Below are 18,666 nucleotides of genomic sequence, written 5' to 3' on the forward strand. Positions count from 1 at the left end.
CCGGTGCCGTGTCCCGGCCATTCGTTGGAGGCGAGGCAGGCGGCGTAGGTGGTGAGGTCGCGGCGGACCTGCTGCGCGCCCTGGTGCTTGCTGGCGGCGTCCAGCATCACGGCGCTGGCCGCATAGGGCCATTCCGTCTCGACCGCCACGAACACGAACGCCAGCACGTCCAAGCCGCTGGCGCGCGCGAAGCCGTCGCTGTAGAACGCGTCCTGCACGTGGTAGCGCTTGCGGGCGATCTGGCGGGCGAACTCGGCCGGGCTTGCGTCGCTGTAGGTCTTGACGTCCAGCAGGATCACGCCGTTGTCGCCGGCCGGATGCACCCAATCAGGACGGCAGCGGCACAACACGCCGGTATCGGGGTCGATCCAGTAGGCGGACACCTCGGGGCGGCCTGCGGCCAGCGCCTCGGCCACGTCCGGCAGCCGGCGCACGCTTTCGGCCTGGCGCAACGCCGTCTCGCGCTGCTCGTGCGTGATGATGATTCGGCCCTGGCTCTTCTGATTCCATTCGGCCCACCACTTCTGGCGCGCAATGCTGCTCTCGCTGGGGTTCTTCGCGTTGAGCATGGCTTCGGTGGGCCGGTCGGGCGCGTCAGCGGGCAGCACGGCGTAGCGCTTGTCGAACTCGGCCGGCTCCAGGATGGCGCAGTGCGCGAGTTGGCCTTCCAACTGGCCGGCGCGCTCCTTCTCGGGCGGCCGGCCCGGATCCAGGTGCAGCGCATAGAACGTCGCCGGCGAGCGCGCAACGTGATCCAGGCCCGTCTTGCTGATGCCCGGGCCGCGGTGATAGGCCTCGATGTCCTGGCCGTCGATCGTGCACGGCGCGTCGATCAGGCTCACGGCTTCGGTGATGGCGTTCATGCTTCGGACTCCGGGATGCCCGACCGCAACCGCAGCTCGCGGATGGTGTCGGCGGTGAATTCACTGTCGGCCGCGTGGCCGAACCATTCGCACGCGGCGACGACGCCGAACGCGCGAATCGTGTTCTCGAAGCGGTCGGCCGGCACCAGCTCGTCTACGGGCGGAATCTCGCCTGGGCCACCGTGGGGGATGCGGCTCATGTTCATTCCTTCGCGACGACCACGGTCTTGCCGCAGCCATCGCAGGCGGTGAGGGTGGATTGGGCTTGCTCGTCGCGCTGCTGGCGGTCGCCGTAGCCGAAGAGCAGGGCGGTCAGCACGGCGGCCACGGTGAATGCGGACAGGCGGGCGTCGCGGTCGCGCAGGAGGCGGCGGATCATTGGGCACCTCGGGCTTTGGCGATGGCATCGCGCGCGGCATCCGCAGCGCGGCCCGACGTGTACTGGTGCGTCAGCGGGTCGTCGACGAAGGCGTCCAGCATCTGTTCCAGGGCGGACAGAAGCTCGGGCGCGGCGGCGATGAGGCGGGCGTCCTCTGCGCGCCAGATGCTCTCGGCGATCAAGTGGCCGCCGTAGTAATCGACATGGTCGTGGCCGCCGTTGAGGGTGTAGTTGGGCAACGGTTGGTCGGACACCACGGTGCCGCCCGTCTTACCGGCGGTCCAGTTCCCAGGCGTGTGTTTCGTCGTCATGCCTTGCTCCAGCCGCGGCGGGCAAACGTCACGCGCTGGCCGTCGTCGCACAGGTCGACCAGATCCGAAACCAGATGGCCCTGGGCCAGCAGCGCCCACTGGCGGAAGTGCGCGCCCACGACGGCGAGATCGTCGCCGCGCACGGAAGACGCAACCGCCATCGCAAACGCCAGCTCGGCAGCCGGCCGGGCCTCGGTCGCCGCATACAGCGCCTCGGCAGCGCGCTGGTCGGCCTCGTGCTGACGAACGACCATCAGGTCCTGAATCAGCACGCGGTGCACGTCGGCGTCCATTTCCCGCAGGGCAGCCGTGCGGCGCTGCGTCTCCGTCAGCGGCGGAATGATCGCGGCCGTGCCGCACTCGGTGGGGTAGGCGAGGTTGGCCATGTCAGTTCCTCGAAGCCAGCTCAGCGTCGTGGGCCATCGACCGGTAATGCTTCAGCGCGGCGGCATCAGCGCGGTAACGGTCGAATTCGGGGCGGAAAGCCTCTTTCACTCGGGCCTGATTCATCGGATCCGCAACGAGCCAGGCTTGCGCCAGCATCTTCACGAAGCTGCCGCCGTACTGGTGCATCGTCTCGGCGGTTTCGCGGTCCGTAGTGGCGTCGATAGCCGCCTGTTTGATCATGCTGCTCATGGTGGTCTCCTTGCCCCGGCACCCGGGGCGGGGTGGGGAAGGATCAGCGGTAGGGGAGGAAGGATTGCTTCACGCCATCAGCGGCGAGATTCGCAGCGACGGTGCTGAACCAGCGGCTGCCGCGGTGCTCTTTCGAGTAGCGCAGGCCGAGCGCGCGAAGGACGCGACCGATCGCCATGCCGGCGATGTGCTGCGCGTTGTCGATCAGGCCTTGCTTCGTCATTTCCGTCTCCCAGGTTGCTCACGGGTTGTGAGTGATGCATTACCGTTTGGTGATGCGATGGGAGAAGATTACCAAATGGTAATTGTGCGATCAATACCAAATGGTAATTTAATTTGTAACGGGCACAAAAAAACCGCCCGGAGGCGGTTGGGTGTACTGGGCGTCTCTATTGGAAGCCGATTGGGAGCGCCCGGACGAGCGCGATGGTGGCCATGTTCAGGGTCTGCTCCGGGTGCTTCTCGCAGTAGTTCTTGATCCAGCCGGCCAGGCCCTCGCGGTCGGTATCGATTTGCCCATTGTCGGGCCTCGTCATATTGGTTGCTGTGACGAACCCTTGCACCCATGCCATGTAGTGGTTGGTCATTGTCGGGTAGGTCTCGCCATTACCGAGGCGGATGGCCCGATCAGGGCCCGCTTTTTTGAACGCAGAAAGGAACGAACCGCAGGAGTCATGCACCCCTACGCCGTGCCCGATTATCTGAGCCTGGCCAGCAAAGGAAACCGTGCAAAGCAGCGATGCGGCGAGCAGGGAACGCTTCATCTATGCAGCCTCCAGGAAGGCGACTAGACCGGCACGAATTTGCCGATCACCACACCGCATATCGTAGCGCGGCCGTTCACGCGAATCACCTTTTCGGGCCAGTCCGGATTGAGTGGGCGCAAGAACATTTCGCCATCCTCGATGATGAGCTGCTTGAACGTCGCGCGTTCTTCATCATCCAGACGGACCACCACGTGCTTGCCGCTGTAAGCCTCGCGCGAGGGGTCCACGAAGATGATGTCGCCGTCCTGAAACTTCTTTTCCATGCTGACGCCTTGGACCTTCAAGGCGAAGGTGTTGGGGCCATGCGCGACGGGACACGGTAGCCACTCGTCGGCGTCCGCGGGCTGGAAGTTGTCGCATATTTCAGCCCATGCGCCTGCCTGCACCCACGAAATCACTGGTACCAACCCCCTTATTTCTGGTCCTGCGCTGATGTTGTCTCCGCTCACGCCGGCGCCCAGCGGACTGCCTTCGTCCGTCTGCTCGAGGTACCGGAGTGGCATGCCGACCGCTTCCTCGAGGTTGCGCGCCTTCCGGCTGCCAAAAGACTTGGTCTTCAGCAACCCAGAAATTTCGCCCTGGTTCAGGCCATGTCGGGCAACGAACGCGGCCATGTTCGGGAAGTGGCTGTCGATCCACTTCCTCAGCTGGCGGCGTCGGTTCTCGACCTCTTTGTCTGCGGCGTTGTTCATGCGCGGCATTGTCTATTACCGAAAGATAAATCACCAAAAGGTATTGACTTACCATTACCAAATGGTAAAGTCACGTCATGCGCACAGAAAACGAAACCCCCTCCCGAGTCCCCGTCGAGGCACTGTTGCAGTGGCTCCGGGATACCCCCAAAGCGGAAGCTGAGGCCCGTTGTGCCGCCCGCGGCACGTCGGTGGGCTATCTGCGACAGATCGCCTACGGCTACAAGGTCGCGGGCCTGATCGGCGCCGATATCGAGCTGATCACGGAAGGGAAGTGCCGGCGGCAAGACCTGCGCCCGCACGACTTCGCGCGGTATTGGCCAGAGCTGTCGACAGAAGGCAGGTCGGCGGCATGACCCCATCAATGCACCGTGGCGTATTCACGCCCATCGGTCGCCCACGCCGTGCGGTCACGTTCGGCGCGCAGTTCATCAAAGATGTCCAGCACCGCTTTCTCGCTCGGATCCACAAAGGTCCGGCGGGCGATGTCTTGCGCGGTCTGCAGCAGTTTTTCGGTTTCGGTCACAACTCAACCCTCGCTCTTTGTTCATAAGGAAGTACTCGATGAGCACCACCCAGCCAGTATCTGGTGACAGACAAGAAAGCACCCGCAAGACCGGCGCAAGATATTTAGCCGAGGTTTTGCAGCGCCTTGCGGTGACGACGCAGGACCGTGCAGCGTCTTGCATGGGCATGGATGCCAGCACGCTCAGCCGCTTCAAGGCAGAGCATCTGGAGCGCGCCTGCCAGCTGCTGGCGGCTGTCGGGCTACAAGTCGCGCCGGCGGATGCCGTTGTCGTGAGCCGCGACGACCTGCAAGCGCTCAAGCGCATGGCCTACAAGTACCTGCAGGCCGAGATTGAATCAGACGAGCGAGTCTGACATGCGCCAGCGCCTGCTGAATCCCCAGACCTATCTGCTGCGCGGAGCCAGCCAGCTTGCTGCCGTGCAGACGAAGCTGGACAACCTGCCGCTGGACGACGAGAACCCGCTGGAAGTCGTGATCCGCGAGCGCGCCAAGCCGCGCCGCATGAGCCAGAACGCGCTCATGTGGGCAGGTCCTCTGAATGACATCGCAGAGCAGGCCTGGGTGAACGGCAAGCGCTTCACCGCCGAGGCCTGGCACGAGCATTTCAAGCGCGAATTCCTGCCCGAGCAGTTCGACCCTGACCTGTGTCTGGAAGGCTATGTGAAGTGGCAGATCACCCCGCGCGGCGATCGCGTGCTGGTGGGCAGCACCACGGGCCTTACGGTAAAGGGCATGGCCCAGTATCTGACGCAGATAGAGGCCGCTGGCGCCGAGCTCGGCGTCGAATTCCGTACGCGTGAGGCCCGACCATGAAAAAAGCCGAGATTTCGGCCGGCGGCCTGCGCAACAGTTCTCTCATGAGAACCGCGCCTCTGACCCGCAAGACCCCGCTCAAGGCCACCACCGGCCTGCAGCGCACCACATTCAAGCGCCGCGCACCGAAGAAGCGCGCCGGCCATGAACCCAAGTACCTGGCCGCATGCCGCGGCGAGCCGTGTTTCCTCCTGATCCCCGGCGTGTGCCGCGGCGAACTGGAAACCGTCGTTCCGTGCCATGCCAACTGGTCTGCCTACGGCAAGGGCATGGGCATGAAGGCCAAGGACATCTTCACCGTTCCCGGCTGCTTTCGCTGCCACCAGTGTCTGGATCAGGGCTTCAGCCTGACCGACGACCAGAAGCGCGCGACCTGGGAATGGGCATACAACCGCTGGCTGCCCGTGCGCGCCGGCAAGATGAACGAAGGAGCCGCCCATGGCTGCTGACTGGATCAAGATGCGCGTCGACCTCCCGACGCATCCAAAAGTTGTCCGCATGGCGTCCGCTTGCAAAGCGGACAGATTGCGCGTTGTTGGTGGACTTTTGTCCGCGTGGAGTCTTTTCGATGTCCATTCCGTCAACGGCCAGCTTGAAGGTTACAGCCCCGAAGTGTTGGACGAGACGATTGGATTCCCCGGTTTTGCACACGCCATGATTTCGGTCGGCTGGCTCGAATTTGACGGCTCGTCCCTATGGATGCCGAGGTTCGAAGAGCATAACGGCCAATCGGCGAAGAAGCGCGCACAGGACGCAGACAGGAAGCGAAACGACCGAAATTCGTCCGCTAATCAAGCGGACAAAAAGCGGACTAGAGAAGAGAAGAATAGAGAAGAAGAAAAGAACCCCCTTAATCCCCCTGCGGGGGCTGAGGCTTGGGCGTTGCCGGACTGGGTTCCTGCTGAACCCTGGAAGCAGTTCGAGGAAATGCGGCGCCGGAAAAAGAAGCCCATGACCGACGCGGCCCGCAAGCTGGCCGTGACCAAGCTGGACACCCTGCGCGGTGCTGGCCACGACGTGGCGACGATGCTGGACCAGTCGATCCTGCACGCCTGGGACACGTTCTACGCCCCGAAGACGAACGACGCGCCGGCGCAAGGCGCCTTCGGCAATGACCAGCCGTGGACGGGGGCAGTGTGATCGGCCATCAATCCCTGTTCGATGCTCGCATGGCCGGTTTCCAACCTGGCGACGTCTGGGTGTCCTGCGTGCAGGAAGGCGTCGAGTACGGCAGTTTCACGCACCCCGATGCGCAGATCGGCCGAATGACGAACGGGCGGTGGGTTGGCCTGCCCGAGATCCACATCCACGACGGCGAGAACGCCGCGCTGCTGGACCTGCGGGTCGTCGTCGGCCTGACCGTCCACATCCTCGCGCCGAACCGCCGGCGCGCCCTGCAACTGATGCGCCAGGTGTCCGAGTGCTCCCCGGCCAAGGTCATCGCCTCCGGCCCGTGGGGTCTGATCGTCTGGCACCCGGCGCAAGAAACCGAGGAATACCCAGCATGAGCCAGATTCTCACCCCCAACGATTTCGACTTCCGGGCGTACATGGAGGAAACCGAGCCGCAGGCCAAGGTGCTGGCCGCCGAAGCTTGGCGCGACGACCTGGTGCGCTCGGTGGAGCATGGCGACCAGCTAACGGGCGCAAAGTTGCCCTGGTCGAAGACGCACGACTTGCTGCGCTTCCGCCCCGGCGAGGTGACGCTGTGGCAGGGCATCAACGGCCACGGAAAGTCCGAGTTGCTAGGCCAGGCCTGCATCGGCTTTGCCACCCAGGGCGAGCGCGTGTGCATCGCCTCGTTCGAAATGAAGCCGCAGGCGACCCTGAAGCGCATGCTGCGCCAGACCGCGATGAATGCCCGCCCGAGTGTGCAGGCCGTCGATCGCCTCATCGACTGGTCGCGCGATCGCCTTTGGCTGTACGACCAGCAGGGGACGGTAACCCCACCGATGCTGTACGCCGTGGCGCGCTACTGCGCCGACCGCAAGAAGGTGCGCCACATGGTCATCGACAGCCTGATGAAGTGCGTCCGCGGCGAGGACGACCACAACGGCCAGAAGGATTTCGTGGACATGCTCTGCTCGCTGGCGCGCGACCTGGGCATCCACATCCACCTCGTCCACCACGCCAAGAAGCAGGCCGACGAGGACCAGGTGCCCGGCAAGTTCGCCGCCAAGGGCTCCGGCGCCATCGTCGACCAGGTGGATCAGATGCTCACCGTCTGGCGCAACAAGCGCAAGGAGCGCATTGCCGAAGCCGAGCTGCGCAAGGACGGCGAGGTATCGGCAGACACCCAGGACCAGCCCGACGCGCTGCTCATCTGCGACAAGAACCGCCACGGCGAGTGGGAAGGACGGATCAACCTCTGGCGCCACGCCGAAAGCCTGCAGTTCACCAGCGACAAACGCCGCCAACCCCTGGACATGATCGGAGCCCTCGCATGACCCAACCCCAAACCGAAGCCTACGACCCGATGGCGGGAACGCTGGCGGCCCTGCAGACGTCGGACAGCTTCGCGCGCGCGCAGGTCGCTGACCCCTGGGCGCGGGATGGCGCCCAAACAGGCCCCGATGCCTCGCCACGCCGCGGCAATGCTGGATCTACGGTGGCGCCCATGCCGGGCGTGAACGTCACCATCCTGGCGCTGGACCTGGGCACGAGACTGGGCTGGGCGGTGCGCGCCCGCGATGGCGCTGTCTGGCACGGCACGGAAGCCTTCACGCCGCGCAAGAGCTGGACGCCGGGCCAGCGCTGGCTGCGCGCGCGGTCCTTCCTGACGGACCTGATCGTGCGCCACCAGGTGACGGTGATCGCCTACGAGGACGTCAAGCGCCACATGGGCACGGACGCCGCGCATGCCTACGGCGCGTTCCTGTGCATCGTGCAGATGGTCGCCGACAGCCACCGCGCCACGCTGCAGCCGGTGGGCGTGAAGACGATCAAGAAGTTCTGGACGGGCAACGGCAACGCCGACAAGGACGCCATGAAGGCCCAGGCCACCGTCCGGGGCCTCAAGCCGGACACCGACAACGATGCTGACGCCCTGGCCATCCTGCATTGGGCCGTCGACCAGGAGCGCAAAGCGTGAGTGCGGAGATTACGACCCCTATTCGCCGCAGTGACTGCGGAGATTACCCGGCGCACGTCTGGCGCAAGGAGACATCCATGAACAAACCCCACATCAAGCTCATCGGCGGCGTATGGCGCTGCCAGTCCGCCGACGTCATGAACACCGGCCCGACGCCGCGCCAGGCGTTCAACCGTTGGCTGGAAGCCACGATCAAGGCCGGCCTGGAGCATTACGGCCGGGCCGAGGCCCTCGTGGAGTTGCCCAAGCCGAAGCGCGAGCGAGCCCGGAGCCGGCCGCAGAAGCCCAAGGCGCTGGACGGCCTGGATATCCCGGTCTTCGTCGCCGAGCCGCGCACCATCAACGCCCTGCAGCGCCCGGCGCTCAGCCTGCAGTCTGTTGGCCTGCGCCTGAACGGCAGCCGCGCGCTGGAAGCGCAGCCGAAGACGCCTTCGCTGGCTGGCGGCCGGCGGGGAGGGGAGTGATGGGATCCATTGCGAACGCTCTTGGGGAAATGTGGCACGGGATTTTCACGCCGCCTGTGATGGCTGCCGATGTCGCGTTGGACATCGTCAAGCGTCAGGAGGAAGAACGGGTGTTTCTGGACCGTCTGCGTGGACTCGATCCCGTGCCAGGACCGAACATGGGGCCTTGGATCAAAAGCTATCGGCGCATCCGCCCCTTTCCGGAAACGGAGCCGCAGCCCGAGGTGATATTCGCCAGGTGGTGCTGGGGGACATTGGCGCGGGTGGAAGATCGCTCCAACTGTTGGGCGTGGGCCGCCGAGAAGCACCGCCGCCTGTGCGTTGAATACCGCTGGCTGATGCGCCAAGCAGAACGCGCGAGCGGCCCGCCGAAAGGCCACGATCACCCGGAATGGGTCTAGGAGACCAGAATGAACCATGCTACCGCCGCCCGCGCCGTCGATCCCTTCCTGTACGCCCAGGCCGACGCCGCCGAAGAACTCATCATGACCTGGTACCGCTACACGCTGGCCTGCCGTCCGCATCTGGGGCATTCGAACGCCTCGCCGATGTTCAAGGACGCCAAGCCCACGCGCGGCCGCACCGATGAAACGCTGGACGAGCGCGAGCTGCGCATCGCCACCAGCCAGGCGCGGCAGGTCGACGTCTGCATCGACAGCCTGCCAACGTGGCAGATGCGCGCCGCCGTCGACATCCACGCGGCCAACCGGCACGCCGGCAACCGCCTGCTGCGCAACCCGCGCCTGTCGCCCGAGCAGTTGCGCGAGGCGTATCAGGAGGCCAAGGAACTGCTGGTGCCGATGTTCATCCGCCGGGGGCTGATGGCCGATCCCCTTGCACCACGCTGAAACCGGCTGTACTATCGCCTCCGAGTCTCCACAAGTGCCCCCATGAAGCCCTGGCCAATGCGCCGGGGCTTTTTCGTTTCCGCCGCTGCGCCTGGTTGGTCCCGGGCCAGCGGCTTTTCATTCGAGCCATGACGATGAAACCCGCCTCCGCGAAGCCTTCGGCCGCCGGCGGGAAAGTTGCGCCTAAAAAAGGGCCGAATAGGGGCAATGCTGGAAAAGGCCGGCCGCCTGGCTCGCCGAACAAGGAAAACAAGCAGCTTCGGGAAATGATCCTGGAGGCGCTGGACCGGAAAGGCGGCGCGGACTACTTGGTCACCCAGGCCGAAGAGAACCCGAAGGCGTTTCTGTCGCTCTTGGGCCGCGTGCTTCCCCTGCAGGTCACCGGCGACGGCGGCGGCCCGGTCGGTCATTCCATCACGGTCACGTTCAAGTAGCCGCGATGAACGTCGAGTTTCCCCAGAAGCTGCGTTGCCTGTTCCAGCCCAGCCGGTACAAGTTCGTCCGCGGCGGTCGCGGCTCGGCGAAATCCTGGAGCATCGCTCGGGCTTTGCTCGTCATGGGCGCATCGCGGCCGCTGCGCATCCTGTGCACGCGTGAGGTCCAGAAGTCGATCAAGCAATCCGTGCACCAGCTGTTGCGCGATCAGATCGTGGCCATGGGCCTGGAGTCGTTCTACGAGCCCCTGGAACATGAGATCCGCGGCAAGAACGGCACGCGCTTTCTCTTCGCCGGCCTGTCGGACCTGACCGCCGACAGCATCAAGTCTTTCGAGGGCGTGGATTTCGTCTGGATCGAAGAGGCGCAGACCATCACGTCGCGCAGCTTGAAGATCCTGGTCCCGACAATTCGTCGTGAGGGATCGGAAATCTGGGCATCGTTCAACCCGGAGCTGGACACCGACCCGATTTACGTGATGGCGGTCATTGAGCCGCCGCCCGATGCGATCAGTGTCGAAATCAACTGGCCGGACAACCCGTGGTTCCCCTCTGTGCTTGAGCAGGAGCGCCAGCACGCCCAGGCGACGATGCCCGAGGCCGAATACCAGCACATCTGGGAAGGGAAGTGCAGGCCGGCGGTCGAAGGTGCGATCTACGCCAATGAAATCGCCGCCTGCGAGGCGCAAGGACGTCTGGCGCGAGTGCCGTATGACCCGATGCTGAAGGTTCACACGGTTTGGGATCTGGGCTTCAACGACTCCATGGCGATCATCATGGTGCAGCGCGCCGCTTCCGAGATCCGCATCGTGGACTACCTGGAAGACGAACGGCGCACCATCGAGAGCTACCTGACCAGCCAGGACCAGGACAGCTTGGCACAGCGCCCCAGCTGGAACTGGGGCAACGACTACCTGCCGCACGACGGATGGGCGCGCCGCCATCAGACTGGCCGCTCCGACGCTGACGTCCTGACCGCGTTCAACCGCGCGCCGATGCGAGTGGACGGTGGCGAAGTCGAGGCCGGCATTCGGCGCGCGCGTCAGTTGTTCCCGCGCGTCTGGTTCAACACCCAGAGCGCCGGCGTCCGCACGTTGCTGGAACACCTGCGGCGCTACCGCCGGCACATCAACCGGCAGACGGGCGCCGCAGGCGCGCCGGTTCACGACACGCACAGCCACGGGGCTGACGCATACCGCTATCTGGCGCAGGTCGCTGACGACCTGTCCAACTCCATCCAGACCGAAGCTCCACGTGAGGATGTTCACGTCGGCGGCGGCTGGATGGGCTGAAAGGAGAGACCAATGGTCGACGTGGTTCCTGGCACAAAGAACAAGGCCATCCGTGAAGTTGTGGACGGCCTGGAATATTTCACCCCCCTGGTTTCGACGGATGCGCCGCCGGCCGGCAATGACGTCGCGACCGACCCGGCCGCCGAGGGCGCCACCGACAACTCGCTGCTGCGCGGCATCCTGGCCGAACTGCAAGCGCAGACGGCGATCCTCGAAACCATCGCAGCCAACACGACGCCGACGCCCTGATGGCTGACCACAACGAACTGCTGGAGACGGCGCGCGAGCGCATGTCTCTGTGCATTGACGCCGATTACACGGATCGTGCGAAGGCTGTGGATGATCTGCGCTTCCTCGCGGGCGAGCAGTGGCCGGCGGAAGCGGCGCGCCAGCGCCAGATCGACGGGCGCCCGTGCATGACATTCAACCGGCTGCCTGCGTTCCTGCGGCAGGTGACGAACGACCAGCGGCAGAACACGCCAGGGATCAAGGTCCACCCGGTCGGCTCCGGTGCGGACGTTGAGACCGCCGAGGTCATGCAGGGGGTGATTCGCCACATCGAGTACAGCAGCGACGCCGATGTGGCATATGACACGGCCGTCAACAGCGCTGCCGCGTGCGGCCGCGGGATCTTCCGACTGCTGACCGAATACGAGTCGCCGGATTCGTTCAACCAGGTCATCCGCTTCAAGCGCGAGCGCAACCCGCTCAACGTCTATATCGACCCGTACAGCCAAAGCCCGGACGGCTCCGATATGCGCTTCGCGTTCATCAACGACACCATGTCGCGGGATGAGTTCAAGCGGCAGTACCCGGACGCCAAGGCAACAGACGGCGTCACCATTCAGGCGATGGGCGACAGCGCGAATCACTGGATGCCCGAAGGCAAGGTAACGGTCGCGGAATACTACTGGGTCGACGAGAAGAAGGCCGTTCTGGTCATGCTCTCGGACGGGTCCACCGGCTACAAGGACGATCTGGACGAAGCGGTCGCGGCAGCCAATGGCATCACGATCGTTGCCCAACGCACCACCACGCGCCGGACGATCCGGTGGGCGAAAATCACCGCCTGCGACGTGCTGGAAGAGGCGGAAATCCCCTGCAAGTGGATCCCGGTCTTTCCGGTGTACGGGGAAGAGCTGGACGTTGAAGGGAAGGTGACGCGCAAGGGCTTGGTGCGGGACGCCAAGGACCCGTGCCAGATGTATAACTTCTGGATGACGAGCGCGACCGAAGAGGTGGCACTGCGTCCGAAGACCCCGTACATCGGCGCCGAAGGCCAGTTCGAGGTCGACAAGGCCAAATGGGCCACCGCCAACGCCAAGACCTACCCGTACATCCAGTACAAGCCCGTCACCCTGGGCGGTGTCATGGCGCCGCCGCCGCAGCGCCAGGCAATGGCAGATGTGCCGGTCGGCGTGCTTCAGATGGCCATGCATGCCGTTGACGACCTGAAGGCCACTACGGGCATCCACGACGCCAGCCTGGGCGCGCGCGGCAATGAAACGAGCGGGCGCGCAATTCTGGCTCGCCAGCGTGAGGGCGACGTCTCCAACTTCCACTTCACCGACAACCTGAATCGCGCCGTGCGTCATGCGGGGCGCTGCATTGTCGACATGATCCCGCGCATCTACGACACCGCGCGCGTGGTCAAAATCCGCGGTGAAGACGAGTCTATGTCGTCTGTCGAGATCAATCAGCCAGTCAGGGATGAACAGGGCGCCATCGTTCAGGTCCTGAACAATCTGATGGTCGGCAAGTACGACGTCACGATTTCGGCCGGCCCCAGCTACACCACGCAACGCCAAGAGGCAGCCGAGGGCATGTCGAACCTGGCCCAAGCGTGGCCGCCCCTCATGGATACCGCCGGCGATCTGGTTGTGAAGAACCTGGACTGGCCTGGCGCCGAGGAGATCTCGGAGCGCATCAAGCGCCGCATCCCGCCTCAGATCATTGGCGGCGAGGAAGAATCGCAGCAGGAAGTCCCGGCGCAGGTCGCCCAGCAGCTCCAGCAGCTTCAGCAGGCGCTCGAGCAGGCCACGCAGGAGCTGCAAGACGCCCAGTCCGGGCTTGCGAAGGCGAGGATCGACGCAGCCAGCCGTGTCGAGGTCGCGCAGATCAACGCCCAGAGCCGGCAGGACGTCGAAGAGATCAAGGGCCTGGTGCAGCTGCTCCTGGAGCGAATGCAGCCGCCGCCCATCCTGGAGGCTTCCGCCTACCAGACCGGCAGGCCGCCAAGCCAGCCCCCTGTCCAGATCACTCAGCGCCCGCCCGATGCGGGCGTTGTCGCATCTGGCCCCCAGCAATTTCAGCAATAGCGTTTCGGCGACTTCCGGCGCCGCCTTCCCGGATGTGACCCGTCAAGGATCGAGCAATGAGCGAGCAAGACCAGCAAGAGCAAATCCCCAGCACCGCAGAAGCCCCGGAAGGCGATTCACCCCAGACCGACGAGAGCCAGCGCGAAGGCCAGGAAGGCCAGCAGCAGGAGAAAGACGATCAGGGCCAGGAAAAGCCCAAGGAACTTACCCCGGCTGAGAAGGAAGCCAAGGCGCTGCGGCGTCGTGTCGACCGTCTCACCAAGGCGCGGTACGAGGGAGAGGCTCGAGCACGCCAGCTTGAGGAAGAGTTGCAGCGCTATCGCGCTCAGCAGCCTCAAGACCAGCATGGCCAGGATTCGCCCCGTCAGTTGGGACCTCAAGACGTTGAACGACAAGCGCGAGAGATCGTGGCAGCGGAGCGTTTCAACGCCAAATGCAATGAGGTCGCGCGGCTGGGCGATGAGCAGTACCCGGACTTTGGCGAAAAGCTGAAGGAACTGGGGAATGAGGCCACGTTGTTCAGCAAGGACGGTCGCCCCGAACCTCTGATGGAAGCAATTCTGGATGTGGATGACCCCGCAGCCCTGATCTACCACCTGGGGGCAAACCCCGATGTGGCCGCCGAGATCGCCGAGCTTTCGCCTCGGCAGCAGGTGCGCCGCCTGGCAGTCATCGAGTTGCAGTTGAAGTCCACGCCGAAAGAACAGAAGCCCGCGAGCGCTCCGGCGCCCGCTGTCACGAAAGCCCCGCCTCCCATTCAGCCGAACCGTTCCGCCTCGGGCCAATTTACCAAGGACCCCGACGCGATGACGGACGCCGAGTGGTGGGCATCGCAACGCAAATCCTAACCGAGAGGTAAGCCACCATGGCCACCACCAATGTTCTGACCCACCAGATGCTCGCCCGCGAGTCCGCCAAGATGTTTCTGGAGGAAGCGCCGTTCATCGCCAACATCAACAAGGGCCGCCAGGAAGAATTCGGCGCCATCACCCAGGGCTTCAAGAAGGGCGACACCGTTCGCATCAAGATCCCGCCCGTGCCCACCGTCTACAACGGCGCGGTGTTCGCCGAAGGCGGCACGCCCGACGACTTCGGCGAACGCGAGGTCAATCTGACCGTGGACACCCAGAAGCACACGGGTATCCAGTTCGGCGCCGCCCAGAAGAAGCTGGATTTGAGCGAGTTCAAGGAGCGCTACCTGCGCCCGGCGATTCAGACGCTCTCGTCGGTGGTCGAGGCCGACCTGCTCCAGCGCGCCTATGCCGGCGTGCCGAGCCTGGTGGGGACGCCCGGCAGCGTGCCGACGCAGATGAAGACGTACGGCCAGGCCCGCAGCAAGCTGCAGCACTACCTGGCACCGGCCAGCGACCGCAGCGTGGTCTTCAGCTCCGACGCCAACCTGGAACTGGTGGATTCGTCCAAGGCGCTGTTCCACGCCAAGAAGGAGATTGACCGCGGCTTCCTGCGCGGCTCTATCGGCGAGGCCCAGGGCGCGGACTTCTACGAGCATCAAAGCTGCCCCATTCACACCAACGGCTCCAAGGTCGCCGGCGTGACGGTCTCGGGTGCCAGCCAGTCGGGCACGTCGCTGGTCGTGGGCGGGCTGACCGCCGCCGACACCATCACCAAGGGTTCGGTGTTCACCATCGCCGGCGTTTACGCCACGCATCCGCTGACCGGGCTGCCGTATGCCCACCTGCAGCAGTTCGTGGTGACCGAGAACTTCACGGCGTCCGGTACCACGGGAACCATCAGCATCTACCCGGCGTTGAAGGCCGCGATGCCCAACAAGACGGTTTCGGCGCTGCCCGCCAACAGCGCCGCCCTGACGTTCGTTGGCAGCGCCAGCACCGCCTACCGGCAGAACCTGATGTTCCACCGTGACGCCTTCACCACCGCGATGGTGCCGCTGGACGTGCTGCCGGGCTGCGAAGGCTACACGGCCCGTCTGCCGAACGGCTTCAGCGTCCGGGTGATGACCGGCGGCGATTTCACGAACGACAAGGAAGCGACCCGTATTGACGTGCTGTACGGGTTCGCAGTCGTTCGCGGCATCCACGCCAGCCGCATCACCGAGTAAGGCGCGGGCCGGGCTTCGGCCCGGCCTATCTCTTGAGGAGAACTCATGTTCCAGGAATACCCCAAAGCCCTGTATCGGGGCGAAGAATTCACGACCGTCCTCGGCGCCGAAGCGGAAGCCGAGAAGCGCGCCGAGGGGTGGCACGATTACGGCCAAGACGCCATCCAGGCGGCTGAAGCGTCCGAACCGGATGCCAAGGACGAGCGGGCCGAGCTGCTCGCCAAGGCGAAGGAACTTGGCATCGACGCAAAAGGCACCTGGGGAGTCCAGAAGTTGAAAGACGCCATCCAGGCGGCCGAGGATCAGTAATGGCGCACGCGCTCGATCTGATCCAGCGGGCCATGCGGCGCATTGGGGTGTTGGCGCCGGGCGAAAGCCCCACCGCTGACGAAACGCAGGATGCGCTGGCAGTTTTCAACGGCATCATCGAGCAGTTCACGCTGGATTCCCTCGGGGTATACCGGCGCATCGAGCTGGTACACCCGATGAATGGGTCGGCCAGCTATTCCATCGGTCCCACCGGCGACATCGTGGCCGACCGTCCGCTACGGATCGAAAGTGCCTTCTCTCGTCTGGATCAGCTGGACCGCGGCATCAACATCGTGGGCGACGACCAGTTCAACTCCGTTGCCTACAAGACGACGCAGGGGCGCCCGGACTTCCTGCGCTATGACGCAGCGATGCCGAATGGCCGGTTCGACCTCTGGCCGATTCCGGATTCGGCCTATCAGCTTCACCTCATCGTCGCCTCGCAGTTCCTGCCGATCGATCACCCCTCGGACGAAATCATCTTGCCGCCGGGGTATGGCCGCGCGCTGGTGCTGTCGCTGGCGTTGGACCTCTGCGGGGAGTTTCAGCGGCCCATTCCTGCCGGCCTGACGGAGCTGACGACGAACGCAGTTGCCGCCGTGCGACGGAACAACATCGAACCGGTATCTGCTGTGTTCGACCCGGCGCTGACCGGCCAGCGATTCCGCGAATTCAGGGACGCCGACTGATGCAAATCCCCTTCGTCGGCCCGGCCTATCGCGCCCGCAGCTTGAACATCAACGCGCAGCGCTGCGTTAACTTCTACCTGGAGTCGGGCGGCCCGGATGGTCGCGCACGCGCGGCGCTGATCGGCACGCCCGGCCTGGTGCGCAAGCTCGTGCTGCCGAACGCGCCCTGCGAGGTGCGCGCGGCCGAGGTGTTCAAGGGCGAGCTGTGGGTGGTCGGCGGCAACAAGCTGTACTCCATCACCAAGGCCTGGGTCGCCACCGAGCGCGGCACGCTGGACACAAGCACCGGAAATGTGTCGATCCAGGCGAACAACAGCCAGCTGATGCTGGTTGACGGCGTCTCGGGCTACATCTGGGACCAGCCTGACGCCACGTTCGGCCGCATCACCGACGCGGAATTCCCGGCCGGTGCGCGCACGGTGTCCTACATCGACAGCTATTTCGTGGCCGAGACGCCGAACACCGAGCAATTTTCCATCAGCTCGCTGGGCAATGGCCGCGAGTGGGACGGTACCGACTTCACGAGCGCGGAGGGCGCGCCCGACAACATCGTCACGCACCTGACCGACCATCGGCAGTTGTGGGTGCTGGGCGAGACCACGATTCAGATCTACGAGAATACCGGCAATGCCTCGTTCCCTCTGGAGGCCAGCGGTACGGCTTTCATCGAGGTGGGGTGTGTGGCGCCCGCCAGCGCCAAGCGCTTCGATAACTCGGTCGTGTGGCTGGGCCAGGACGAGAACGGGCAGGGCATCGTCTGGAAGGCGGCCAACTACAACCCTTCGCGCATGTCCGACCACGGCCTGGAATTCGCGATGCAGAGCTACCCGCGCATCGACGACGCCCGGGCCTTCACCTATCAGCAGGACGGCCACACCTTCTACGTGCTGACCTTCCCGTCCGCCGATGCGACTTGGCACTTTGACGCGGCGACGGGCACATGGGCAGAACGGGCATGGCTGGATTCCAGCACGGGCCAGCTGCACCGGCACCGCGCCAACTGCCACGCCGCATTCAACGGGCAGAACATTGTGGGCGACTGGGAAAACGGCATCCTGTACGCCCTGGACCTGAACACGTTCACCGATGACGGCGCCGCGATCATGTCGCTGCGCGCGGCGCCGGCGCTGGCCGACGAGCAGGCGTTCCTGTTCTTCGGCTCCCTGCAGGTCGACGTTGAGGCGGGCGTGGGCCTGCCGACCGGCCAGGGCGAAGACCCCAAGATGATGCTGCGGTATTCCGATGACGGTGGCCACACCTGGAGCAACCGCCGCGAGGCTTCGATGGGCCGCATCGGCGCTTACGGCGCGCGCGCCAAGTGGAACCGACTGGGCCGCGGGCGCAATCGCGTCTTCGAAATCAGCATCACCGACCCGGTCAAGCGCATCGTGCTGGGTGCATATGCCGACGTCGCGAAGGGGACTGCGTGATGGCCGGCCCGATCCAGCAAACCACGCAGATCAACCTGCCCAACCCGCGCACGCCGCTGATCCGCTTCCAGTTGCCGAATGGGCCCGAGGTTTTCGGCTATCCGACGCGCGAGTTCATGGCGTTGCTGCGCCAGTTGACAGTGCGCGTCGGAGGTACGGGCGGCGACGTCGACATCATCACGCCCGATTCCGACATCCTGCCGCCGCTGGGCGCTGACGCTGGCGGGGACGCGGCGCTCGGCGTCGAACCGCTGATGCTCGTCAGCGGCGCCCAGTTGCAAGAAATGGTCAGCCACGCGGTGGCGGTCGAGGTGCAGATGGCGCTTGCCAGCATGCAGGCGTCCGACCAGGTTTCCGACCAGATCACCAAGGCGCCGCGCGTGCAAGACAGCCCCCTTGCGTCGGAAATGACCATGGGGAGGTCTGCATGAACGGCACCGTCAGTTCTGAAATGGTCATGTGCCCGGTACCTCCCGAGCCAGGCCCGGGCGCGAATCCGTACCAGATCGCGGTCACGGCGTCGCCGATGACCTACACCGCCCGCCGCCGCGAGGCGCTGCACATCACCGGCGGCACGGTCAGCACGATCAGTTACGTGCGCGGCCAGCTGCTGCTAGCCCTTGGCCTCGTGACTGGCGGCCAGCTCATCGAGCTGAACCCTGGCGACCAAGTGCGCATTGCCTACCTGACCACTCCCACCATCTGGAACCTCCCGAGGTAAC

The 18,666-nt window shown here is 64.8% G+C and carries 32 protein-coding genes; 22 read left to right on the forward strand and 10 right to left on the reverse strand.

The features are described 5' to 3' along the window. The 9 genes from BMW75_RS21120 to BMW75_RS29755 all read right to left on the reverse strand — a co-directional run. Positions 1 to 863, reverse strand: an 863-nt coding sequence (locus BMW75_RS21120; RefSeq protein WP_092581717.1) for a PD-(D/E)XK nuclease-like domain-containing protein, incomplete at its 3' end; no start/stop codon positions are given. Next, the gene (locus BMW75_RS21125) at positions 860 to 1,063 is read right to left on the reverse strand and encodes a hypothetical protein (RefSeq protein ID WP_092581718.1); all 204 of its coding nucleotides are present in this window, start codon (positions 1,061 to 1,063) and stop codon (positions 860 to 862) included. The genes BMW75_RS21125 and BMW75_RS21120, both read right to left, overlap by 4 nt. Before the next feature lie 2 nt (positions 1,064 to 1,065). Further along, on the reverse strand, positions 1,066 to 1,242 hold the full coding sequence (locus BMW75_RS29530) for a hypothetical protein (protein WP_175493239.1): 177 nt from the start codon (positions 1,240 to 1,242) through the stop codon (positions 1,066 to 1,068). Then, positions 1,239 to 1,553 carry a hypothetical protein gene (locus BMW75_RS21130; protein ID WP_092581719.1) on the reverse strand — a complete coding sequence of 105 codons (315 nt, stop codon included), beginning with the start codon at positions 1,551 to 1,553 and terminating at the stop codon, positions 1,239 to 1,241. Before BMW75_RS21130 ends, BMW75_RS29530 begins: the two co-directional genes overlap by 4 nt. Next, a complete protein-coding gene (locus tag BMW75_RS21135) occupies positions 1,550 to 1,939 on the reverse strand; it encodes a hypothetical protein (RefSeq protein ID WP_092581720.1) in 390 nt (129 codons plus the stop codon). Before BMW75_RS21135 ends, BMW75_RS21130 begins: the two co-directional genes overlap by 4 nt. A gap of 1 nt (position 1,940) precedes the next feature. Beyond that, positions 1,941 to 2,189 (reverse strand): hypothetical protein, encoded by a 249-nt coding sequence (locus tag BMW75_RS21140; RefSeq protein ID WP_092581721.1) that lies wholly within the window; start codon positions 2,187 to 2,189, stop codon positions 1,941 to 1,943. A gap of 43 nt (positions 2,190 to 2,232) precedes the next feature. Continuing rightward, positions 2,233 to 2,412 carry a hypothetical protein gene (locus BMW75_RS21145; RefSeq protein WP_092581722.1) on the reverse strand — a complete coding sequence of 60 codons (180 nt, stop codon included), beginning with the start codon at positions 2,410 to 2,412 and terminating at the stop codon, positions 2,233 to 2,235. 166 nt (positions 2,413 to 2,578) lie between these two features. Beyond that, complete coding sequence (locus BMW75_RS21150; RefSeq protein ID WP_092581723.1) at positions 2,579 to 2,953, reverse strand: hypothetical protein; 375 nt, start codon at positions 2,951 to 2,953, stop codon at positions 2,579 to 2,581. Positions 2,954 to 2,976: 23 nt separating this feature from the next. Further along, positions 2,977 to 3,648, reverse strand: coding sequence for a LexA family protein (locus BMW75_RS29755; protein WP_175493240.1), 672 nt, complete (start codon positions 3,646 to 3,648; stop codon positions 2,977 to 2,979). 77 nt (positions 3,649 to 3,725) lie between these two features. Here BMW75_RS29755 and BMW75_RS21160 point away from each other — a divergent pair, with 77 nt between their 5' ends. Next, on the forward strand, positions 3,726 to 4,004 hold the full coding sequence (locus BMW75_RS21160) for a hypothetical protein (RefSeq protein ID WP_092581725.1): 279 nt from the start codon (positions 3,726 to 3,728) through the stop codon (positions 4,002 to 4,004). A gap of 5 nt (positions 4,005 to 4,009) precedes the next feature. Here BMW75_RS21160 and BMW75_RS29535 read toward each other — a convergent pair whose 3' ends face one another. Continuing rightward, complete coding sequence (locus BMW75_RS29535) at positions 4,010 to 4,174, reverse strand: hypothetical protein (RefSeq protein ID WP_092581726.1); 165 nt, start codon at positions 4,172 to 4,174, stop codon at positions 4,010 to 4,012. A gap of 38 nt (positions 4,175 to 4,212) precedes the next feature. Here BMW75_RS29535 and BMW75_RS21170 point away from each other — a divergent pair, with 38 nt between their 5' ends. The 21 genes from BMW75_RS21170 (at position 4,213) to BMW75_RS21275 (ending at position 18,665) form a co-directional block, all read left to right on the forward strand. Next, the gene (locus BMW75_RS21170) at positions 4,213 to 4,530 is read left to right on the forward strand and encodes a CII family transcriptional regulator (protein WP_092581727.1); all 318 of its coding nucleotides are present in this window, start codon (positions 4,213 to 4,215) and stop codon (positions 4,528 to 4,530) included. Beyond that, positions 4,508 to 4,990 (forward strand): recombination protein NinB, encoded by a 483-nt coding sequence (locus BMW75_RS21175; protein WP_254792089.1) that lies wholly within the window; start codon positions 4,508 to 4,510, stop codon positions 4,988 to 4,990. The genes BMW75_RS21170 and BMW75_RS21175 overlap by 23 nt, the downstream gene beginning before the upstream one ends. A gap of 44 nt (positions 4,991 to 5,034) precedes the next feature. Continuing rightward, positions 5,035 to 5,439 carry a nuclease domain-containing protein gene (locus BMW75_RS21180; RefSeq protein WP_092581854.1) on the forward strand — a complete coding sequence of 135 codons (405 nt, stop codon included), beginning with the start codon at positions 5,035 to 5,037 and terminating at the stop codon, positions 5,437 to 5,439. After that, the gene (locus BMW75_RS21185) at positions 5,429 to 6,130 is read left to right on the forward strand and encodes a hypothetical protein (RefSeq protein WP_092581729.1); all 702 of its coding nucleotides are present in this window, start codon (positions 5,429 to 5,431) and stop codon (positions 6,128 to 6,130) included. Before BMW75_RS21180 ends, BMW75_RS21185 begins: the two co-directional genes overlap by 11 nt. Before the next feature lie 29 nt (positions 6,131 to 6,159). Further along, the gene (locus tag BMW75_RS21190) at positions 6,160 to 6,498 is read left to right on the forward strand and encodes a hypothetical protein (protein ID WP_254792090.1); all 339 of its coding nucleotides are present in this window, start codon (positions 6,160 to 6,162) and stop codon (positions 6,496 to 6,498) included. Beyond that, a complete protein-coding gene (locus BMW75_RS21195; protein WP_092581731.1) occupies positions 6,495 to 7,436 on the forward strand; it encodes an AAA family ATPase in 942 nt (313 codons plus the stop codon). Before BMW75_RS21190 ends, BMW75_RS21195 begins: the two co-directional genes overlap by 4 nt. Continuing rightward, a complete protein-coding gene (locus tag BMW75_RS21200) occupies positions 7,433 to 8,080 on the forward strand; it encodes a RuvC family protein (protein ID WP_092581732.1) in 648 nt (215 codons plus the stop codon). Before BMW75_RS21195 ends, BMW75_RS21200 begins: the two co-directional genes overlap by 4 nt. A gap of 77 nt (positions 8,081 to 8,157) precedes the next feature. After that, positions 8,158 to 8,544: a hypothetical protein gene (locus tag BMW75_RS21205; protein ID WP_092581733.1), complete on the forward strand. Its 387-nt coding sequence runs from the start codon at positions 8,158 to 8,160 to the stop codon at positions 8,542 to 8,544. Beyond that, positions 8,541 to 8,945 (forward strand): hypothetical protein, encoded by a 405-nt coding sequence (locus BMW75_RS21210; protein ID WP_175493241.1) that lies wholly within the window; start codon positions 8,541 to 8,543, stop codon positions 8,943 to 8,945. The genes BMW75_RS21205 and BMW75_RS21210 overlap by 4 nt, the downstream gene beginning before the upstream one ends. 9 nt (positions 8,946 to 8,954) lie before the next feature. Then, on the forward strand, positions 8,955 to 9,392 hold the full coding sequence (locus BMW75_RS21215; protein ID WP_092581735.1) for a hypothetical protein: 438 nt from the start codon (positions 8,955 to 8,957) through the stop codon (positions 9,390 to 9,392). A 134-nt stretch (positions 9,393 to 9,526) separates the two neighbouring features. Further along, a complete protein-coding gene (locus BMW75_RS21220; protein WP_092581855.1) occupies positions 9,527 to 9,826 on the forward strand; it encodes a hypothetical protein in 300 nt (99 codons plus the stop codon). 5 nt (positions 9,827 to 9,831) lie between these two features. Then, positions 9,832 to 11,118, forward strand: a complete 1,287-nt coding sequence (locus BMW75_RS21225) for a PBSX family phage terminase large subunit (RefSeq protein ID WP_092581736.1) — start codon at positions 9,832 to 9,834, stop codon at positions 11,116 to 11,118. Between the two features lie 12 nt (positions 11,119 to 11,130). Further along, complete coding sequence (locus BMW75_RS21230; protein ID WP_092581737.1) at positions 11,131 to 11,367, forward strand: hypothetical protein; 237 nt, start codon at positions 11,131 to 11,133, stop codon at positions 11,365 to 11,367. After that, a complete protein-coding gene (locus tag BMW75_RS21235; RefSeq protein WP_092581738.1) occupies positions 11,367 to 13,436 on the forward strand; it encodes a portal protein in 2,070 nt (689 codons plus the stop codon). Before BMW75_RS21230 ends, BMW75_RS21235 begins: the two co-directional genes overlap by 1 nt. A 56-nt stretch (positions 13,437 to 13,492) precedes the next feature. After that, on the forward strand, positions 13,493 to 14,284 hold the full coding sequence (locus tag BMW75_RS29225) for a hypothetical protein (RefSeq protein ID WP_139208573.1): 792 nt from the start codon (positions 13,493 to 13,495) through the stop codon (positions 14,282 to 14,284). A gap of 17 nt (positions 14,285 to 14,301) precedes the next feature. Next, the gene (locus BMW75_RS21250; RefSeq protein ID WP_092581741.1) at positions 14,302 to 15,516 is read left to right on the forward strand and encodes a P22 phage major capsid protein family protein; all 1,215 of its coding nucleotides are present in this window, start codon (positions 14,302 to 14,304) and stop codon (positions 15,514 to 15,516) included. Positions 15,517 to 15,561: 45 nt separating this feature from the next. Continuing rightward, positions 15,562 to 15,825, forward strand: coding sequence for a hypothetical protein (locus BMW75_RS21255; RefSeq protein ID WP_092581742.1), 264 nt, complete (start codon positions 15,562 to 15,564; stop codon positions 15,823 to 15,825). Next, positions 15,825 to 16,514, forward strand: a complete 690-nt coding sequence (locus tag BMW75_RS21260) for a hypothetical protein (RefSeq protein ID WP_092581743.1) — start codon at positions 15,825 to 15,827, stop codon at positions 16,512 to 16,514. The genes BMW75_RS21255 and BMW75_RS21260 overlap by 1 nt, the downstream gene beginning before the upstream one ends. Continuing rightward, positions 16,514 to 17,944, forward strand: coding sequence for a hypothetical protein (locus BMW75_RS21265; RefSeq protein WP_092581744.1), 1,431 nt, complete (start codon positions 16,514 to 16,516; stop codon positions 17,942 to 17,944). Before BMW75_RS21260 ends, BMW75_RS21265 begins: the two co-directional genes overlap by 1 nt. Further along, positions 17,944 to 18,375: a hypothetical protein gene (locus BMW75_RS21270; RefSeq protein ID WP_092581745.1), complete on the forward strand. Its 432-nt coding sequence runs from the start codon at positions 17,944 to 17,946 to the stop codon at positions 18,373 to 18,375. The genes BMW75_RS21265 and BMW75_RS21270 overlap by 1 nt, the downstream gene beginning before the upstream one ends. Then, entirely contained in the window at positions 18,372 to 18,665 is a 294-nt protein-coding gene (locus tag BMW75_RS21275; RefSeq protein ID WP_092581746.1) for a hypothetical protein, read from the forward strand. The genes BMW75_RS21270 and BMW75_RS21275 overlap by 4 nt, the downstream gene beginning before the upstream one ends. Position 18,666 lies beyond the last annotated feature (1 nt).

Origin of the sequence: Achromobacter sp. NFACC18-2 (assembly GCF_900108985.1) — a bacterium.
GTDB lineage: Bacteria > Pseudomonadota > Gammaproteobacteria > Burkholderiales > Burkholderiaceae_B > Achromobacter.

Coding starts and splice junctions, on each gene's coding strand:
- BMW75_RS21185 (WP_092581729.1), top strand. CDS start 5,429: ATGGCTGCTGACTGGATCAAGATGCGCGTCGACCTCCCGACGCATCCA.
- BMW75_RS21130 (WP_092581719.1), bottom strand. CDS start 1,553: ATGACGACGAAACACACGCCTGGGAACTGGACCGCCGGTAAGACGGGC.
- BMW75_RS21205 (WP_092581733.1), top strand. CDS start 8,158: ATGAACAAACCCCACATCAAGCTCATCGGCGGCGTATGGCGCTGCCAG.
- BMW75_RS21170 (WP_092581727.1), top strand. CDS start 4,213: ATGAGCACCACCCAGCCAGTATCTGGTGACAGACAAGAAAGCACCCGC.
- BMW75_RS21260 (WP_092581743.1), top strand. CDS start 15,825: ATGGCGCACGCGCTCGATCTGATCCAGCGGGCCATGCGGCGCATTGGG.
- BMW75_RS21140 (WP_092581721.1), bottom strand. CDS start 2,189: ATGAGCAGCATGATCAAACAGGCGGCTATCGACGCCACTACGGACCGC.
- BMW75_RS29225 (WP_139208573.1), top strand. CDS start 13,493: ATGAGCGAGCAAGACCAGCAAGAGCAAATCCCCAGCACCGCAGAAGCC.
- BMW75_RS21195 (WP_092581731.1), top strand. CDS start 6,495: ATGAGCCAGATTCTCACCCCCAACGATTTCGACTTCCGGGCGTACATG.
- BMW75_RS21160 (WP_092581725.1), top strand. CDS start 3,726: ATGCGCACAGAAAACGAAACCCCCTCCCGAGTCCCCGTCGAGGCACTG.
- BMW75_RS21275 (WP_092581746.1), top strand. CDS start 18,372: ATGAACGGCACCGTCAGTTCTGAAATGGTCATGTGCCCGGTACCTCCC.
- BMW75_RS21125 (WP_092581718.1), bottom strand. CDS start 1,063: ATGAGCCGCATCCCCCACGGTGGCCCAGGCGAGATTCCGCCCGTAGAC.
- BMW75_RS21225 (WP_092581736.1), top strand. CDS start 9,832: ATGAACGTCGAGTTTCCCCAGAAGCTGCGTTGCCTGTTCCAGCCCAGC.
- BMW75_RS21215 (WP_092581735.1), top strand. CDS start 8,955: ATGAACCATGCTACCGCCGCCCGCGCCGTCGATCCCTTCCTGTACGCC.
- BMW75_RS29755 (WP_175493240.1), bottom strand. CDS start 3,648: ATGAACAACGCCGCAGACAAAGAGGTCGAGAACCGACGCCGCCAGCTG.
- BMW75_RS21255 (WP_092581742.1), top strand. CDS start 15,562: ATGTTCCAGGAATACCCCAAAGCCCTGTATCGGGGCGAAGAATTCACG.
- BMW75_RS21265 (WP_092581744.1), top strand. CDS start 16,514: ATGCAAATCCCCTTCGTCGGCCCGGCCTATCGCGCCCGCAGCTTGAAC.
- BMW75_RS21200 (WP_092581732.1), top strand. CDS start 7,433: ATGACCCAACCCCAAACCGAAGCCTACGACCCGATGGCGGGAACGCTG.
- BMW75_RS21230 (WP_092581737.1), top strand. CDS start 11,131: ATGGTCGACGTGGTTCCTGGCACAAAGAACAAGGCCATCCGTGAAGTT.
- BMW75_RS21145 (WP_092581722.1), bottom strand. CDS start 2,412: ATGACGAAGCAAGGCCTGATCGACAACGCGCAGCACATCGCCGGCATG.
- BMW75_RS21270 (WP_092581745.1), top strand. CDS start 17,944: ATGGCCGGCCCGATCCAGCAAACCACGCAGATCAACCTGCCCAACCCG.
- BMW75_RS21235 (WP_092581738.1), top strand. CDS start 11,367: ATGGCTGACCACAACGAACTGCTGGAGACGGCGCGCGAGCGCATGTCT.
- BMW75_RS21220 (WP_092581855.1), top strand. CDS start 9,527: ATGAAACCCGCCTCCGCGAAGCCTTCGGCCGCCGGCGGGAAAGTTGCG.
- BMW75_RS21190 (WP_254792090.1), top strand. CDS start 6,160: ATGGCCGGTTTCCAACCTGGCGACGTCTGGGTGTCCTGCGTGCAGGAA.
- BMW75_RS21135 (WP_092581720.1), bottom strand. CDS start 1,939: ATGGCCAACCTCGCCTACCCCACCGAGTGCGGCACGGCCGCGATCATT.
- BMW75_RS21180 (WP_092581854.1), top strand. CDS start 5,035: ATGAGAACCGCGCCTCTGACCCGCAAGACCCCGCTCAAGGCCACCACC.
- BMW75_RS21150 (WP_092581723.1), bottom strand. CDS start 2,953: ATGAAGCGTTCCCTGCTCGCCGCATCGCTGCTTTGCACGGTTTCCTTT.
- BMW75_RS29530 (WP_175493239.1), bottom strand. CDS start 1,242: ATGATCCGCCGCCTCCTGCGCGACCGCGACGCCCGCCTGTCCGCATTC.
- BMW75_RS21250 (WP_092581741.1), top strand. CDS start 14,302: ATGGCCACCACCAATGTTCTGACCCACCAGATGCTCGCCCGCGAGTCC.